The organism is Geodermatophilus obscurus (assembly GCF_900115395.1).
Taxonomy (GTDB): domain Bacteria; phylum Actinomycetota; class Actinomycetes; order Mycobacteriales; family Geodermatophilaceae; genus Geodermatophilus; species Geodermatophilus obscurus_B.
In genome coordinates, this window is sequence record NZ_FOWE01000006.1 from 328,785 (window position 1) to 343,307 (window position 14,523).

A 14,523-nucleotide genomic window follows, 5' to 3' on the forward strand; every position below is an offset into this window, starting at 1 on the left:
GCGCGGTCAGCCGACCGGGACGGCCGCCGGCACCCGGGGCAGCACCTCGTGGACGGCGGCCGCGTCGGGGAGCGCGCCGCGGGCGCCCGGCCCGGTGGTGGACAGGGCCGCGGCCGCCACTGCCTCGCGGACCGCGTCGGCCGGCCCGGCGCCCCGGGCCAGCGCGGTGCCCAGCGCCCCGGTGAAGCAGTCCCCGGCCCCGGTGGTGTCGACGGCCTGCACCGGAGGGGGTGCCTGCAGCACGGCCGGCCCGTCGGCGGGCACCACCAGGGCCCCCTGCGCGCCGAGGGTCACCACGACGGTGGGCACGCCCAGCGTGCGGGCCAGCGCGGCCAGCTCCGCCGGGGTGCGCGCCCCGGCGCCGGCGCCGGCCAGCTGCACCAGCTCGTGCTCGTTGGGCACCAGCACCGCCACCCGCGCCAGCAGCTCCGGGGGCAGCGGCCGCGGCGGGGCGGGGGTGAGCACGACCGTCCCCGACGCGGTGTCGGCGGCGGCCCGCACCGTCTCCAGCGGCACCTCGAGCTGCAGCAGGACGACGGCGGCGCGCCGCACGGCGGGCACGTCGACGTCGGCCGGCGCCAGCGCGGCGTTGGCCCCCGGCACGACGACGATGAGGTTCTCCCCGCTGCCGTCCTCCACCGGGATCGTGGCCGAGCCGGTCGGTGTGCCCGGGGTGCGCCGCACGCCGGCGGTGTCCACGCCGGCGCCGGCCAGCGCCTCGAGCTGACGCCCGCCGGCCGGGTCGTCGCCCACCCGGCCGACCATGACCACACCCGCGCCGGACAGCAGGCCGGCGGCCGCGGCCTGGTTGGCCCCCTTCCCGCCGGGTGCGAGGACGGCGTCGCGGCCCACCACGGTCTCCCCGCGGCCGGGCAGCCGGTCGACGGCGACCAGCACGTCCTCGTTCAGGCTGCCGACGACGGTGACGGACACGGGTGACCTCCGGGGGGCGACGCAGGGCGCCTCATCCTCCGGCCCCGTCCCCGCGCCCGGACGGGTCGGGGTCCCCGGAGGCCGACGCGCGCCGGGCCCACACCGGGAGCGCGTACCAGGTCACCGCCGCCACGAGCAGCACCACGGCGGCCGCCACGATGCCCGGCCCCCGCCCCAGGACGACGTCGAGGACGAGCAGCACGCCGCTGGTGATCGCCAGCACCAGCAGTGCCAGGCCGGCACGCAGCATCCGGTCGCCGACCACGATGAGCGCGGACTTCAGCCGCCGCCGGAACACCAGCCGGTGGAAGGAGACGGGCGCGATGAGCAGCACCGTGGCCAGCGCCGTGGCCAGCAGGGTGACGGTGTAGACGGCCCGCGCGAAGTCGTCGAGGTCGGCGAAGCGCTGCGTGAAGGCCAGGCCGAGCAGGAACGCGAACAGGACCTGGACGCCGGTGATGGCCACCCGCAGCTCCTGCAGGAGCTCGGCGAGGTTGCGGTCGAGCAGCTGGTCGACGCTCTCGCCGCGCGCCTCGGCGCTGCGGACGGCGGAGTCCGGGACCGACGGGCCGCGCCGCCCACCCGTGCCGGTGCCCGTCATGCCCGCCCGGTACCCCCCGCCGGCCGCGCCACCCGTTTCCCGAGGTCGGCGCCGAGGTACCCGGCGGAGCAGCCGACCGAGGAGGAGCCGTGGCCAGCGACGACACCGACGACCGTGACACCGTCCGCAGGGAGTTCGACGAGGCGGTCAACATGAGCGCCTCCGAGCTGGAGGAGTGGCTGGGCACCGACGAGTCGCAGTCGGTGGGGCAGAAGAGCGGCGGGTCGGGGGAGTCGACCGGGCACGAGTCCGGCCGCCGCATCGTCGAGCTCCTGCACGCCGGGAAGGGCGACCTCACCGACGACGACTACGCGCACATGAGGAAGGTCACCGGCTACGTGAAGCGGCACCTCGCCCAGGAGCCGGCCAAGGAGGACGTCGGGACCTCCCGGTGGCGCTACTCGCTCATGAACTGGGGCCACGACCCGCTGAAGAAGAAGTAGCCGCGCCGGCGTGCGGATCGACGACCCCCGACGCAACGACCTGGCGCAGTACGACGGGCTGACCGACGAGTGGTGGCAGGCCTCCGGGGGCTTCGCCATGCTGCACTGGCTGGCCGCCTACCGGGCCGGGCACATCCCGCCGGCCGCGGGGCCCGGAGCCGTCCTCGTCGACCTCGCCTGCGGCGGCGGACTCATGGCCCCCCACGCCGCCCGGCTGGGCTACCGGCACGTCGGGGTGGACCTGACCGCGTCCGGGCTGGACGTCGCCGCCCGGCACGGGGTCCTCGCGGTGCGCGCCTCGGTGCTCGCCGTCCCGCTGCGCGACGGGTGCGCCGACGTCGTCGTCGCGGGGGAGATCCTCGAGCACGTCGAGGACGACGTCGCGGTGCTGGCCGAGGCCGCCCGGCTGCTGCGCCCGGGCGGGACGCTGGTCGTCGACGCGATCGCGGCCACCCGGCTGGCGGAGGTGGTCGCCGTCCGCATCGCCGAGCGCGTCCCCGGCGGGCCGCCGCCGGGCATCCACGACCCCCGGCTCTTCGTCGACCGGCGGCGGCTGCTGGCCGCGGCCGACCGGCTCGGACTCGACCTCCGGCTCGTCGGGCTGCGGCCCTCGGTGCGCGACGTCCTCGCCTGGCGCCGCGGCCGCCGCGACGTCGTCCGGATGCGGGAGCTGCCCACGACGGCCGTCCTGTTCGCCGGCCACGGCCGCAAGCGCGATCCCGCACCCCCGCCGGGGGAGCGCACGATCGGGCCCGCACGTACGGTCGGGTGATGACCCCGCACGTGAGCAGCACGTTCCTCCCGGGGCCGCGCGGATGAGCGCCGCGGTGCTGACCGGGGCCGGTCAGGCCCTGCCCGCGACCCTCGACCAGGACGCCGCCTGGGACGGCTTCTTCGCCCGCCACTACGAGGGCGTGCGCGCCGCGCGCCGCATCTGGTCCTCGGCCGGCGTGCGCACCCGGCACGCGGTGGCCAACCCGATCGACGAGGACCTCAGCGCGTGGGGCACCGGGGCGCGCATGGCCCGCTACGTCCAGGAGGCCCTGCCGCTGGGCAAGCAGGCGGTCGCGGGCGCCCTCGACGCCGCGGGCCTGGCGCCAGGTGACGTCGGCCTGTTCGCCGTCGCCACCTGCACCGGCTACGCCACGCCGGGTCTGGACATCCGGCTGGCCAGCGACCTCGGCATGCCCGCCGGGCTGCAGCGGCTGCTCGTCGGTCACATGGGCTGCTACGCGGCGATCCCCGGCCTGGCGGCGGTGGGCGACTTCGTCACCGCGCGCTCCCGGCCCGCGGTGCTGCTGTGCTGCGAGCTGACCAGCCTGCACGTGCAGCCGGCCCAGCGGGACCTCGACCAGGTGGTCGCGCACGCCCTGTTCTCCGACGCCGCGGCGGCCGTCGTCGTCGAGCCGGGGGCCGGCCGCGGGCGGCGGCTGGCCGGCGTCGTGGCCCGGACCGACCCGTCGACCGCCGACCACATGACCTGGGACGTCACCGACCTCGGCTTCCGCATGGGGCTGTCCCCGCGGGTGCCCGAGGTGCTGTCCCGGCACGTCGGGGACGTGGTGGCCGAGCTGCTCGACGGCGCCGGGCTGCGGGCGGAGGACGTCGCCGGCTGGGCCGTGCACCCCGGCGGCCCGCGCATCCTCGACGTCGTCCGCGACGAGCTCGGCCTGGCCGAGGAGCAGATCGGCGCCTCCCGCCGGGTGCTCGCCGAGCACGGCAACTGCTCCTCGGCCACCGTGCTGCTGGTGCTGCAGGAACTGGCCGACGTCGACGGGCCGGTGGTCGCCATGGCCTTCGGTCCGGGACTGACCCTGTACGCAGCGTTACTGATGCCTGCCTGACAAGCATAGAGGCCCTCGCGGGCGCTACCCTCTGTGACCGCCGACACGGTCGGAGGAGGGAGGCAGCCGTGGCCGGGCACACACGCCCCATCCGGGTCTTCCTCGTCGACGACCACGAGGTGGTCCGCCGCGGCGTCGCCGAGCTGCTCGAGGACGACCCGGGGCTGGTGGTGGTGGGGGAGGCCGGCACCGCCGCGGAGGCACTGGCGCGGGGGCCGGCCGTGCGCCCCGACGTCGCGATCGTGGACATGCGGCTGCCCGACGGCGACGGGGCCGCGGTCGTCCGGGCGCTGCGCGAGCGCGTCCCCGGCTGCTCCTGCCTGGTCCTGTCCAGCTACGCCGACGAGGAGGCGGTGGCCGCGGCGCTGGCCGCCGGCGCCGCCGGCTACCTGGTCAAGCAGGTGCGCGGCGCCGACCTCGTCTCGGCGGTGCACACCGTCGCCGCGGGCGGCACCCTGACCGGCACCCCGGGCCGGGTCTCCCGGCCGGGGGCCGACCGGCGGCTGGCCGGCCTGACCGAGCAGGAGCGCACGGTGCTCGCGCTGATCGGCGAGGGGCTGACCAACCGGCAGATCGGCGCCCGGATGGGCCTGGCCGAGAAGACGGTCAAGAACTACACCAGCCACCTGCTGGCCAAGCTCGGCCTCGAGCGGCGGACCCAGGCCGCGATCCTCGCCACCGAGCTGCGCGGACGGCGTCCGGGGGCCTGACGGGCGAGCCCGCCGCGGTCAGGTCCCGCCGTCGCGCGGCGCCCGCCAGGTCACCGTGGTGCCGCCCCGCGGCCCCCCACCGGTGACCGTGAGCCGGCCGCCGCGGCGCCGCGCCCGCTCCTCGAGGTTGGCCAGGCCGCTGCGGGCCGGCCGCGCCGGCAGGCCGCGGCCGTCGTCGGCCACCACGACGACGACGTCGTCGCCGGGTGTCCGGCCGCCGTCGACGTCGACCGACACCCGGGTGGCCGCCGCGTGCCGGACGACGTTGCTCACCAGCTCGCGCACCACCGCCAGCAGGTCGTGGGCCAGCGGGCCGGGCAGCCCGTCGACGTCACCGTGCAACTGGACGTGGCAGGCGACGCCGGAGCCCTCGGTGACCCGGCCGACGACGTCGGACAGCCGGCGGCCCAGCGGCTCGGCGGGCGGGTCGTCCTGCAGCTCGAAGATCGCCGAGCGGATCTGCGTCATCGTCTCGTCGAGCTCGTCGACGCTGCGCTCCACCCGGCGGGCGGTGTAGGGGTCGAGATCCTCGAGCGAGCGGGCGACCCGGTCGAGGGTCAGCCCCGTGGCGTAGATCCGCTGCACCACGTGGTCGTGCAGGTCGCGGGCGATCCGCTCACGGTCCGCGCGCACCTGCAGCTCGCGCTCGCGGCGCTGGCTGTGGGCCAGCTCGAGGGCCACCGCCGCCTGCGCGGCGAAGGCGGTGAGGGCGTCGAGGACGTCGGCGTCGAAGGGCTCCCGCCCGGTCGCGCGCAGGCACACGAGCGTCCCGACGGCCTCGCCCAGCGGGACGACGGCGGCCGACCGGGCGCCGGCCGACAGCTCGGCGGCGACGTCGGCGTGCCGGCCGAGCCCGGGGTCGGCACGGATGTCCTCGACGAGCTCCGGGGTGCCCGAGCGGTGCACGCGGCCGACGTGGGTGTCGGCCAGGGGCACCCGGACCCCCTCGAGGTCGGTGGCGCCGGCCGCGGCGACGATCGTCAGCGCAGCGGGGTCGTCCGCCCGCGGGACGAGCAGCGCGGCGCCGTCGGCGTCGCTCAACGCGGCGGCCCGGTGCACCAGCGTGTGCAGCACGTCGTCGAGCCCGCTGCCCGACAGCAGGGCGGTGGAGACCTCCGTCGCCGCCTGCAGCCAGGCGCGCCGCCGCTCGGCGGCCTCGGCCAGCCGGGCGTTCTCGATGGCCAGCCCGGCCACGGCCGCCAGGGCCAGCACCGCCTCCTCGTCGGCCGCCGTGAAGGACCCGCCCGAGCGCTTCTCGGTCAGGTAGAGGTTGCCGAAGACCGCGTCGCGGACGCGGACGGGGACGCCGAGGAACGAGGCCATCGGCGGGTGACCCGAGGGGAAGCCGACCGACGCGGGGTGCGCCCCGAGGTCGTCGAGCCGCAGGGGGACCGGGTGGTCCAGCAGCAGGCCCAGGATGCCGTCCCCCTCCGGGAGCCGGCCGATGACGTCCTGGGCGGCGCCGTCCATGCCGACGATGACGAAGCGGTCGACGCGCCGGCCGTCGGAGGACAGGACCCCCATGGCGCCGTAGGTGGCGTCGGCCCGCGCGACGGCCGCCTCGACGATGTCGTGCAGGGTGGCCTCGAGCCGGCCTCCGGCCGCGACGGCCCGGACGGCGGCGGCCAGCGCCGGCTCACCGGTCAGCCCGTCCTCGGGACCGGGCGGGGTCACGGCCCGTCCCGAGGAGGCCGGGCGTGGGGGAGAGGCGCTCACGCGCCGTGAGCGAGGCGTCGGCCCGGGAACCGCGGCGCCACCGGGCGCAGCAGGGCTCGGCCGGTGCCGCCGACGAGGACCAGGTCGCCGCCACGGCCGGCCGTGCCCAGCGCGTCGAGCAGCGGACGGTCGACGGCGGCGGTGCGGACCCGCCCGGTCACCCCGGTCTCGGCGATGGCGCGCACCACGGCGGCGTCGGCCCGCGCGAGCGCGGCGGCGCGGGTGCCCTCGCCGGCCGGCTCCGGGCCGGAGAGCGGGTCGCGGGGTGGCGCGTCGACGGCGGCCACCGCCAGCACGGTGCCCTCGCGGCGTGCGGCCTCGCGCAGCGCCCAGACGAGTGCCCGGTGGCAGGTCGGGGACCCGTCGACGTCGACCAGGAACGACGGTCCGGGCCGGCGGGGCAGCAGCGGGACCAGCCGGATCGACTCCACGGGAGGCTCGAGGGGCGGATCGGAGGGCATGACGGGATACTCTCGGGCCACAGGGCCACCGGCCAGGGCCCAAGGGCCCGGTCGGGAACCGGAACTCAGTCGCCCGGAGTCGTCGCGCGCCCCGCGGTCACCACGGTCGTACCGTCCTCCTCCGGCGGGCACGCACGCACTCGGAGCCCGGCCCGCGCCAGCACCGCGGTGAGCACCGGCACCTGGTCCCGCCCCACCTCGACCAGCAGCAGGCCGCCGGGCGCCAGCCAGGCCGGTGCGCCCGCGGCGATGCGCCGGTGCACGTCCAGGCCGTCGTCCCCGCCGTCGAGGGCGGTGCGCGGCTCGTGCAGCCGGGCCTCGGGTGGCAGCAGGCCGAGTGCGCCGGTGGGCACGTACGGCGCGTTGGCGACCAGCACGTCGACGCGGCCGCGCAGCTGCCCGGGCAGGGCGTCGTAGAGGTCCCCGCCGTGCACGACCCCGCCGATGGGGCCGAGGTTGCGCCGCGCCCACGGAAGCGCCGCGGGGTCGACGTCGGCGGCGTGCAGCTCCGCCAGCTCGACGGCGGTGGCCAGCGCCAGCCCCACCGCGCCGCAGCCGCAGCACAGTTCGACGGCGACCGGCCGCCGTCCCGGCACGGCGCGGGCGGCCGCCACCGCCCGGGCCGCCAGCGCCGCCGTCCGCTGCCGGGGCACGAAGACGCCCGGGCCGACGGCGACCGGCAGGCCGGCGAACTCCACGGTGCCGAGCAGGTGCTCCAGCGGCTCGCCGGCCACCCGGCGGGTGGTGAGCTCCTCCAGGGCGGCCGGCGTGGCCGCGGTACCGGCGAGCAGCCGCGCCTCGTCCTCGGCGAACACGCACCCGGCGGCGCGGAGCCGGGCGACCAGCGCGGCGGGGCCCGTCACGTGCACGCCAGCAGGCGGCGCAGCGGCGCGGGCACGGCCGGCGGGTCGAGGTGCTCCACCAGGGCGCGCGCGTAGCGGGCCTTGCGGCCGCTGGTGGTGCCCAGGAACCGGTGCAGCTGGGCCTCCGGGCGGCGGCCGCACTGCGCGGGCTGCCGCCGGAACGTCGCCAGCGCCCGGGCCTCGGAGTGCTCGCGCACCACCGCCTCCACGCCCGCGGTGCCGACCGCCCGGATGAGCTCCTCCTCCAGGTCGGCCACGCAGGCGAAGAACCCCGCCGCGGTCAGGTCCTGCCCGTCGGCCGCGCCGAGGGCGCGCCGGAAGAACCCCTCCTCCGCAAGGTCGTACAAACCGCGCACGCGGACGCCGGGCGGGCCGGCCGTGACCCGGGCGAGGTGCCGGCGGACGGCGGTGGCCCCGCCCATCGCGACGACGTGGACGCCCTCGGCGGTGAGGTCGCGGCCCTGGCCCCGGGCGGCGGCCAGGACGGCGGCGCGGTCGCTGACGCCCTCGACGAGCACCACCGTCCGCGCGGCGACGGGGAGCGGCGCGGCTGCGGTCACGCCGCGACTGTCCCAGCTCCGGCGGGCGCGGACGACCGGGTTCGTGCCGGCCGTGCCCGCCGGGGCGCCGGCTACGTCGCGAGCTGCGCCAGCGCCTGCTGCACGACCTCGGTCACCGACTTCGGCTGGGACACCATGACGACGTGCGAGCCCTCGACCTCGGTGACGGTCGCGCCCGCGCGCTCGGCCATCCGGCGCACGACGTCGCTGCCGGCTGCCCGGTCCGCGGTCGGCACCACCGCCCACGAGGGCAGGCTCCGCCACGCCGGCGTGCCGGTCCGCTCGGTGAACCCGCGGGCGGAGACGGGCCGCTGGGTCGCCGCCATGACCCGCGCCTGGTGCTCGGGGACGTCGGCGGCGAAGGCGTCGTGGAACTGCTCGGGGTCGATGGCGAACTCGACCTCGCTCTGCCCGCCCTCGCCCGGGTACTGCAGCTGCACGAGTGCCGAGTTGAGCACGCTGTCCTTGGAGTCGGCCTCGATCTCGATCAGGGCCTCGCCCTCGTCGGGGGCGAAGGCCGCCACGAAGACGAGGCCGACGACGTTGCCGGCCCGGAGCGCGGCGTTGGTGATGACCGCGCCGCCGTAGGAGTGCCCGACGGCCAGCACGGGTCCCGGGATCTGGGCGATGGCACTGCCGACGTAGGCGGCGTCGTACTCGATGCCCCGCAGCGGGTTGGAGACGGCTTGTACCCGCACCCCGGCGGCGAGCAGCTGGCTCACCACGTCGTTCCAGCCGGCGCTGTCGGCGAACGCGCCGTGGACGAGGGCGACGGTCGGGCCGGTGCCGGTGGACTGTCCTTCGGTCATGGTGGTCTCCTCCTGGACGGGCGGACGGAGACGAGCCTGGGGACCGGCGGCGGGGGCGGGCATCGGTCGTTCGACTCTGGTTCCGCCGCTGTCGAGGCGAGGCGTCCGGGGGACCGTCGCGCACCCCGGACCACCGGCCGCGACCGGCGGGTGGGCGGGGGAGGGGCGCTGCGCCGAGGGCGCTGGGAGCGGGTGACGAGAATCGAACTCGCACTGTCAGCTTGGGAAGCTGATGTTCTGCCATTGAACTACACCCGCGGTGGCCAGGGGCCGCCGTCAATGTAGCAAGCCCGCGCACCGGCCCGTCAGGGCGATGGGTCCCGGCGCCGGGGCGATGGGTCCCGGCGCCGGGGCGATGAGTCCCGGTGCCGGGGCGATGAGTCCCGGTGCCGCCGGCCGTCTGCACCGGGACGGCCGCGCCCGGTCCGTCGCACCGGTTCGACGGGAGGACGGACGTGCGCAGAGGTGAACCCACCGACGAGGTGTGGCCGGTCGTCCACGCCGAGCGGGCGGCGCTCGCCGACGACCTGGAGGGGCTGTCCCCGGCCCGGTGGTCGACGCCCTCGCTGTGCGCGGCCTGGGACGTGCACGACGTCCTGGCGCACCTGCTCGCCACCGCCCGGACGACGCCCCTGCGCTTCCTCCGCGGGCTGGTCGCCGCCCGGTTCGACTTCGACGCGGCCAACGCCGCGGAGGTCCGGGACGAGCGCCGCGCCGACCCCGCCGACACGCTCGCCGCGTTCCGCACCGTCCTCACCCGCACCTCGGGCCCGCCGGCTCCCCGCGACACCCGGCTGGTGGAGGCCTTCGTGCACGGCGCCGACGTCCGCCGACCGCTGGGGATCCCCTGGGCTCCGCCGCGCGCCGCCGTCGCCCGGGCGCTGCGCTTCCAGGTCCGCAGCAGCGACGCCGTCGGTGGCGGGCGGGGACGCGTCGCCGGTGTGCGGCTGGCGGCGTCCGACACCGACCTCGTGCTCGGCTCCGGGCCGGTGGCCGAGGGGCCGGTGCTCTCGCTGCTCTTGGTCGCCGCCGGGCGCAGGAGCGCCCTGGCCGACCTCACCGGGCCGGGGGTGGCGGTCCTCGCCGGCCGTCCGTGACCGGCCGCTCAGCCCTCCGGGCGGGGGCTGCGGATGGTGACCGTGGTACCCGCCGGGCCGGGCACCACGGTGATGTCGGCGAAGGCGCTCATGAGCATGGAGCCGCGGCCGCGGTCCATGCTCGACGTCCGCTCCCGCCACTGGCCCGTGTCGTGCACCGAGATCTCCACCGCGTCGTCACGGACCACCACCCGGACGGTGATCACCGGCTCGGTCGGTGACTGCGCGTGCTCGATGGCGTTGGTGGCCGCCTCGCACGTGGCCAGGACCAGGTCGTAGGCGCGGTCGTCGTCGAGACCGGCCTCGGCGAGCAGCGAGCGCAGCCGCCGCCGCAGCGGCGGGATGGAGGCCGACGTCGACGGGAAGCGCAGGGTCTCGCTCACCGTGCCGGCGTCGGGTGCCTCCTGCGCGGGCGCGCGGCCGGGGACCAGCGGCAGGTCGGCCGGCTCGCCGGCGCGCGGGCGCGGCGGGGAGAGCGGCCGCGGGACCGCCGGGGCACCGGAGAGGGAGGCGGTCTCGCGTCGCCCGCGGGTGCGCTCGAGCACCGCCCGCAGCCGTGCCAGCAGCTCGGCGGACTCGAACGGCTTGGGCAGGTAGTCGTCGACGCCGGCGTCGAACCCCTCGACGGCGGCCTCCTGCCCGGCGCGCGCGGTGAGCATGACCACCGGCACCGACGCGGTCACGGGATCCGAGCGCAGGGCCTTGAGCAGCGCGAAGCCGTCGAGCCCGGGCATCATCACGTCGGTCAGCACGATGTCGGGGCGGGAGGTCCGCACGTCGCGCAGGGCCTGCTCGCCGTCGGCCGCCGTCAGCACCGTCCACCAGGGGGCGAGCAGCCGGGTCAGGTAGGCGCGCATGTCGGCGTTGTCGTCGACGACCAGCACGGTCCCCAGCGGGCCGGCCCCGTCGGCGCCGGAGGACCGCCGCGCCGGGGCGTCGTCCCACGGGGTGAGCGCCGCCGCGCGGACCGGCGCCGTGCTGGGCGGCGGCGGCAGGTCGGTGTCGGGCTCGCCGAAGGGCAGCCGCACGGTGAACGTGCTGCCGACCCCGGGCCGGCTCTCGACGGCGACGGTGCCGCCGTGCAGCTCGGTCAGCTCGCGCACGAGCGCCAGCCCGAGCCCGGTGCCCTCGCGGCTGCGCGCGGGGGAGTCGACGACGCGGTGGAACCGGTCGAACAGGGCCGGCAGCTCGGCGGCGGGGACGCCGACGCCGGTGTCGGAGACCCGCAGCACGACCTCGTCGTCCTCGGCGGTGAGCGTCACCGAGATGCTGCCGACGAACGTGTACTTGACCGCGTTGGCGACCAGGTTGAGGACGATCTTCTCCCACATCCGCGGGTCGACCGCGGCCGGCCGGCCCAGCGGCGGGCAGTCCACGGTCAGCGTCAGCCCGGCCCGCTCGGCGGCGGCGCGCAGGACGCCGGCCAGCTCGGCGGTGTCGGCGGCGAGGTCGGTGGCCACCCGCACCGGCGCCGTCCGGCCGGCCTCGATGCTGACGAACTCCAGCAGGTCGTTGACCAGCCGCTGCAGGCGCTGGCCGTTGCGCAGCGCCATCGTGAGCTGGTCGTGGACGCCGGGCGGCAGGTCGGTACCGGACTCGGCGAGGGCGTCGGAGATGGGGCCCAGCAGCAGCGTCAGCGGCGTCCGCAGCTCGTGGCTGACGTTGGCGAAGAACGTCGTCTTGGCCCGGTCGAGCTCGGCGAGCGCCTCCGCGCGGGCGCGCTCGCTGGCGTAGGCCCGCGCGTCGACGACGGCACCGGCGAGCTGCCCGGCCAGCAGCTCGTGGAAGGTGCGGTACTCCGCGTCGAGCCGGCGGGCGGGGCTGACCCCGACCAGCAGCGCCCCGACCGGCTCGCGTCCCGTGCCGCCGGTCAGCGGGAGCACGACCGCGTCGGTGACCGGGTCCCCGAAGGGACCGCCCGCGACTCCGAGCCCGTCGGCCGCGACGCCGCCGAGCTCGCCGACGTCGGCGGCGGAGGCGGGCAGCCGGCCGGCGTCGACGCCGGTGGCGGCCACCCGCTCCAGCCCCGGGCCGCCCTGCCCGGTGAGGTAGACCGCGGCGAAGGGCACGTCGAGCGGGTCCTCCGCCAGCGCCGCGCAGACCCGGACGGCGAGGTCGCGCTCGTCCTCGCGGCGGCCGGCGGCGGTGGACACGTCGTGCAGCAGGGCCTGCCGCCGCTCGGCCACGACCTGGCGGGTGACCTCGGTGCACACCGCGTGCATGCCGGCGACCTCGCCGGAGTCGCCGAAGGCCGGGGCGTGGGAGACGGTGAAGTAGGTCTCCTCGCGGTACCCGGCGCGCTCGAGCAGCAGGAGCAGCTGCGGGATCCAGGACGCCTCGCGGGTGGCCATCGCCCGCTCGACCGGCTCCTGCAGCGCCGCCCAGCCCTCGGCGAGGGTGATCCGCAGGTCGTCGCCGAGCGCGCCCGGGTGCTTGGCGCCGATGAGCGTGGCGTAGGCGTCGTTGTAGAACTGGGTGTACTCCGGGCCCCAGGTCAGGATCATCGGGAACCGCGAGGCGAGGACCGTGCGGATGGCGTACCGCAGGCTCGCCGGCCAGGTCTCCACCGGCCCGACCGGCGTCGACGCCCAGTCGACGGCGGCCATCAGGCGGCCGTTCTCGCTGCCCCCGGTGAAGACGTCCGCCGGAGCCGGCGCGCCGACGCCGCGGGCCTCGGTCCCCGCGGCGGGATCCGGGGCCACGCACACCTCCGCGACACAGCGGCGCCGACCTCGGAGCGGTGTCCGCGGCGCGTCAGGGACCTGGTGACCCGGAACCGGTCACCCACTGCCTGCACGTTACATGCGCGGCCCGGGACCCGGCCGTCCTCCGGCCGGACCCCGACCGAGCGGGTGACGCAGGTCGGGCGGGGTCCCGGGTCCCCGGGGTCAGCGGCGCATCTCGCCCAGGAAGCCGATGGCCTCCGAGCGCAGCTGCTCGGCCATCCGGGACAGGCCGGTGACGTCGGTGGCGGTGGTGCCCAGGGACGCCGAGCCGTCGACCGCCGCGGCGATCCCGTCGACCAGGCCGTTCATCTCGCCCACGGTCGCGCCGACCGAGCCGATGACCGCCGTGACCTCGTCGCAGGCCACGCGGATCGCCTCGACCTGCGCGGTCACCCGCTCGGTGGCGCGGGCGGTCTGGTCGGCGAGGTCCTTGACCTCGGAGGCGACGACGGCGAAGCCCTTGCCGGCCTCCCCCGCCCGCGCCGCCTCGATCGTGGCGTTGAGGGCCAGCAGCCGGGTCTGCGCGGCCACCGACTCGATGAGCGCGATGACCTCGCGGATCTCGGCGGAGGTGCGGGTCAGCGAGGTGAGGGTGCCGGAGGCGTCGGCGACCGCGTCCGACGCCGCCGTCGACGCCGAGGTCAGGCCCGCGGCCGAGGCGCTCATCTCCGTGGCGGCCGTGGCCACCTGCTCGCTCATCGCGAGCACGACGGCCTCGAACTCGTCGGCCAGCCGCAGCCGGGAGGTCGTGGCGTCGGTGACCCGGCCCGCGGTGGCCCGCATGGCGTCGCGGGCGGTGTTGATGTCGGTGGCGGCCTGGCGGTAGGCCCCCTGCAGTCCGGTGAGCAGCACCTCGCGGTGGTACCGGCCCTCCGCGGCGGCGGTCAGGGCGGCACGGGACTCGCGGACGAAGGCGTCGCTGACGTCGAGCGCCCGGTTGACGCCGCGCTGCAGGGCGACGAGCTCCGGGACGGCGTCGGAGCCGTGCACGGGCATCGCGCGGGCCTCGAGGTCACCGCGCGCCACGGCCTCGCAGGTCTCCGTCACGCGGCGGACGAAGGCGCGGTAGGCGGCGAGCTCCCCGGCGTCGGAGCGGTTGCGGGTGCGGGTCACGTCAGTTCTCCTCCTGGCCGATGACCGTCCACACGAAGTCCTCGTAGGAGGCGGCCTGCTCGGCGATCAGCCGGTCGAGCAGCTCCGAGGACGCGGCGACCGCCGCGCGGGCGTTCGGGTGGCGCCGCTCCTCGACCAGCAGGCGCTCGTAGAGCGGGCGGACCCGGTCCAGGGCCCGCGGGGAGGGCCGGCGGCGGCTGGAGTGGTAGCCCACCACCGAGCCGTCGGGGCCGTAGGACGGCGTCACGTGGGCGAGCACCCAGTAGTTCGCGCCGTCGGCGGCGAGGTTGTTGACGTAGGCGAACAGCTCCTGGCGGGCGGCCAGGGTGTCCCACAGCAGCTTGAACACCGCGCGCGGCATGTCCGGGTGCCGGATGAGGTTGTGCGGCTGACCGATGACCTCGTCGAGGGAGTAGGCGCCCACGCGGAGGAAGACGTCGTTCGCGTAGGTGATCACCCCGCGCGGGTCGGTCTTGGACACGATCAGCTCGTCAGCCGGGAAGCTGCGCTCCTCGCCGGTCGGTCTCACGGCGGGGCGGCCGCTGCGCGGCGCCGCCGTCCGGGGTCGGGTGTTCAGCACGCGCTCTCCTCTGCCTCCGGTGCGTCCACCGAGGTATCGGCAGGCGGAGAGCCGGGACGAGGCGAAC

General features: G+C 77.2%; 15 protein-coding genes and 1 tRNA gene. 5 read left to right on the forward strand and 11 right to left on the reverse strand.

From position 1 onward, the window contains the following. Positions 1-6: 6 nt before the first annotated feature. Both BM165_RS14130 and BM165_RS14135 read right to left on the reverse strand, forming a co-directional pair. Positions 7-933, reverse strand: coding sequence for a ribokinase (locus tag BM165_RS14130; RefSeq protein ID WP_075014150.1), 927 nt, complete (start codon positions 931-933; stop codon positions 7-9). A gap of 31 nt (positions 934-964) precedes the next feature. After that, positions 965-1,534: a DUF6328 family protein gene (locus tag BM165_RS14135; protein WP_075014151.1), complete on the reverse strand. Its 570-nt coding sequence runs from the start codon at positions 1,532-1,534 to the stop codon at positions 965-967. A gap of 89 nt (positions 1,535-1,623) precedes the next feature. Between BM165_RS14135 and BM165_RS14140 the strand changes: the two genes are divergently transcribed. The 4 genes from BM165_RS14140 to BM165_RS14155 all read left to right on the forward strand — a co-directional run bounded on the left by BM165_RS14140 (position 1,624) and on the right by BM165_RS14155 (position 4,531). Further along, on the forward strand, positions 1,624-1,977 hold the full coding sequence (locus BM165_RS14140) for a DUF3140 domain-containing protein (RefSeq protein ID WP_075014152.1): 354 nt from the start codon (positions 1,624-1,626) through the stop codon (positions 1,975-1,977). Between the two features lie 10 nt (positions 1,978-1,987). Then, on the forward strand, positions 1,988-2,749 hold the full coding sequence (locus tag BM165_RS14145) for a methyltransferase domain-containing protein (protein WP_244274227.1): 762 nt from the start codon (positions 1,988-1,990) through the stop codon (positions 2,747-2,749). A 43-nt stretch (positions 2,750-2,792) separates the two neighbouring features. Next, positions 2,793-3,821 carry a type III polyketide synthase gene (locus BM165_RS14150; RefSeq protein WP_075014153.1) on the forward strand — a complete coding sequence of 343 codons (1,029 nt, stop codon included), beginning with the start codon at positions 2,793-2,795 and terminating at the stop codon, positions 3,819-3,821. 68 nt (positions 3,822-3,889) lie between these two features. Beyond that, positions 3,890-4,531: a response regulator transcription factor gene (locus tag BM165_RS14155; RefSeq protein ID WP_075014154.1), complete on the forward strand. Its 642-nt coding sequence runs from the start codon at positions 3,890-3,892 to the stop codon at positions 4,529-4,531. A gap of 18 nt (positions 4,532-4,549) precedes the next feature. On the opposite strand, the gene BM165_RS14160 is transcribed toward BM165_RS14155, so the two are convergent. The 6 genes from BM165_RS14160 to BM165_RS14185 all read right to left on the reverse strand — a co-directional run bounded on the left by BM165_RS14160 (position 4,550) and on the right by BM165_RS14185 (position 9,198). Beyond that, the gene (locus tag BM165_RS14160; RefSeq protein ID WP_075014155.1) at positions 4,550-6,205 is read right to left on the reverse strand and encodes a GAF domain-containing sensor histidine kinase; all 1,656 of its coding nucleotides are present in this window, start codon (positions 6,203-6,205) and stop codon (positions 4,550-4,552) included. A gap of 38 nt (positions 6,206-6,243) precedes the next feature. Then, positions 6,244-6,708: a universal stress protein gene (locus BM165_RS14165; RefSeq protein WP_083427347.1), complete on the reverse strand. Its 465-nt coding sequence runs from the start codon at positions 6,706-6,708 to the stop codon at positions 6,244-6,246. Between the two features lie 65 nt (positions 6,709-6,773). Then, entirely contained in the window at positions 6,774-7,571 is a 798-nt protein-coding gene (locus BM165_RS14170; RefSeq protein WP_075014256.1) for a putative protein N(5)-glutamine methyltransferase, read from the reverse strand. After that, positions 7,568-8,131 carry a TOPRIM nucleotidyl transferase/hydrolase domain-containing protein gene (locus BM165_RS24325; RefSeq protein ID WP_075014157.1) on the reverse strand — a complete coding sequence of 188 codons (564 nt, stop codon included), beginning with the start codon at positions 8,129-8,131 and terminating at the stop codon, positions 7,568-7,570. The genes BM165_RS14170 and BM165_RS24325 overlap by 4 nt, the downstream gene beginning before the upstream one ends. A 71-nt stretch (positions 8,132-8,202) precedes the next feature. Beyond that, positions 8,203-8,940, reverse strand: coding sequence for an alpha/beta fold hydrolase (locus tag BM165_RS14180; RefSeq protein ID WP_075014158.1), 738 nt, complete (start codon positions 8,938-8,940; stop codon positions 8,203-8,205). A 187-nt stretch (positions 8,941-9,127) separates the two neighbouring features. After that, positions 9,128-9,198, reverse strand: a tRNA-Gly gene (locus BM165_RS14185). Positions 9,199-9,395: 197 nt separating this feature from the next. On the opposite strand from BM165_RS14185, the gene BM165_RS14190 reads away from it, so the two are divergent. Continuing rightward, the gene (locus BM165_RS14190; protein ID WP_075014257.1) at positions 9,396-10,037 is read left to right on the forward strand and encodes a maleylpyruvate isomerase family mycothiol-dependent enzyme; all 642 of its coding nucleotides are present in this window, start codon (positions 9,396-9,398) and stop codon (positions 10,035-10,037) included. A gap of 8 nt (positions 10,038-10,045) precedes the next feature. Here BM165_RS14190 and BM165_RS14195 read toward each other — a convergent pair whose 3' ends face one another. The 3 genes from BM165_RS14195 to BM165_RS14205 form a co-directional block, all read right to left on the reverse strand. Further along, positions 10,046-12,739: an ATP-binding protein gene (locus BM165_RS14195; protein WP_075014159.1), complete on the reverse strand. Its 2,694-nt coding sequence runs from the start codon at positions 12,737-12,739 to the stop codon at positions 10,046-10,048. A gap of 186 nt (positions 12,740-12,925) precedes the next feature. Continuing rightward, the gene (locus BM165_RS14200; protein ID WP_075014160.1) at positions 12,926-13,876 is read right to left on the reverse strand and encodes a methyl-accepting chemotaxis protein; all 951 of its coding nucleotides are present in this window, start codon (positions 13,874-13,876) and stop codon (positions 12,926-12,928) included. A gap of 1 nt (position 13,877) precedes the next feature. Then, entirely contained in the window at positions 13,878-14,456 is a 579-nt protein-coding gene (locus BM165_RS14205; RefSeq protein ID WP_208976742.1) for a PAS domain-containing protein, read from the reverse strand. Positions 14,457-14,523: the final 67 nt, after the last annotated feature.

Excerpts from the sequence above, each read along its gene's own strand:
- BM165_RS14165 (WP_083427347.1), bottom strand. The coding sequence starts at position 6,708 with ATGCCCTCCGATCCGCCCCTCGAGCCTCCCGTGGAGTCGATCCGGCTG.
- BM165_RS14150 (WP_075014153.1), top strand. The coding sequence starts at position 2,793 with ATGAGCGCCGCGGTGCTGACCGGGGCCGGTCAGGCCCTGCCCGCGACC.
- BM165_RS14180 (WP_075014158.1), bottom strand. The coding sequence starts at position 8,940 with ATGACCGAAGGACAGTCCACCGGCACCGGCCCGACCGTCGCCCTCGTC.
- BM165_RS14135 (WP_075014151.1), bottom strand. The coding sequence starts at position 1,534 with ATGACGGGCACCGGCACGGGTGGGCGGCGCGGCCCGTCGGTCCCGGAC.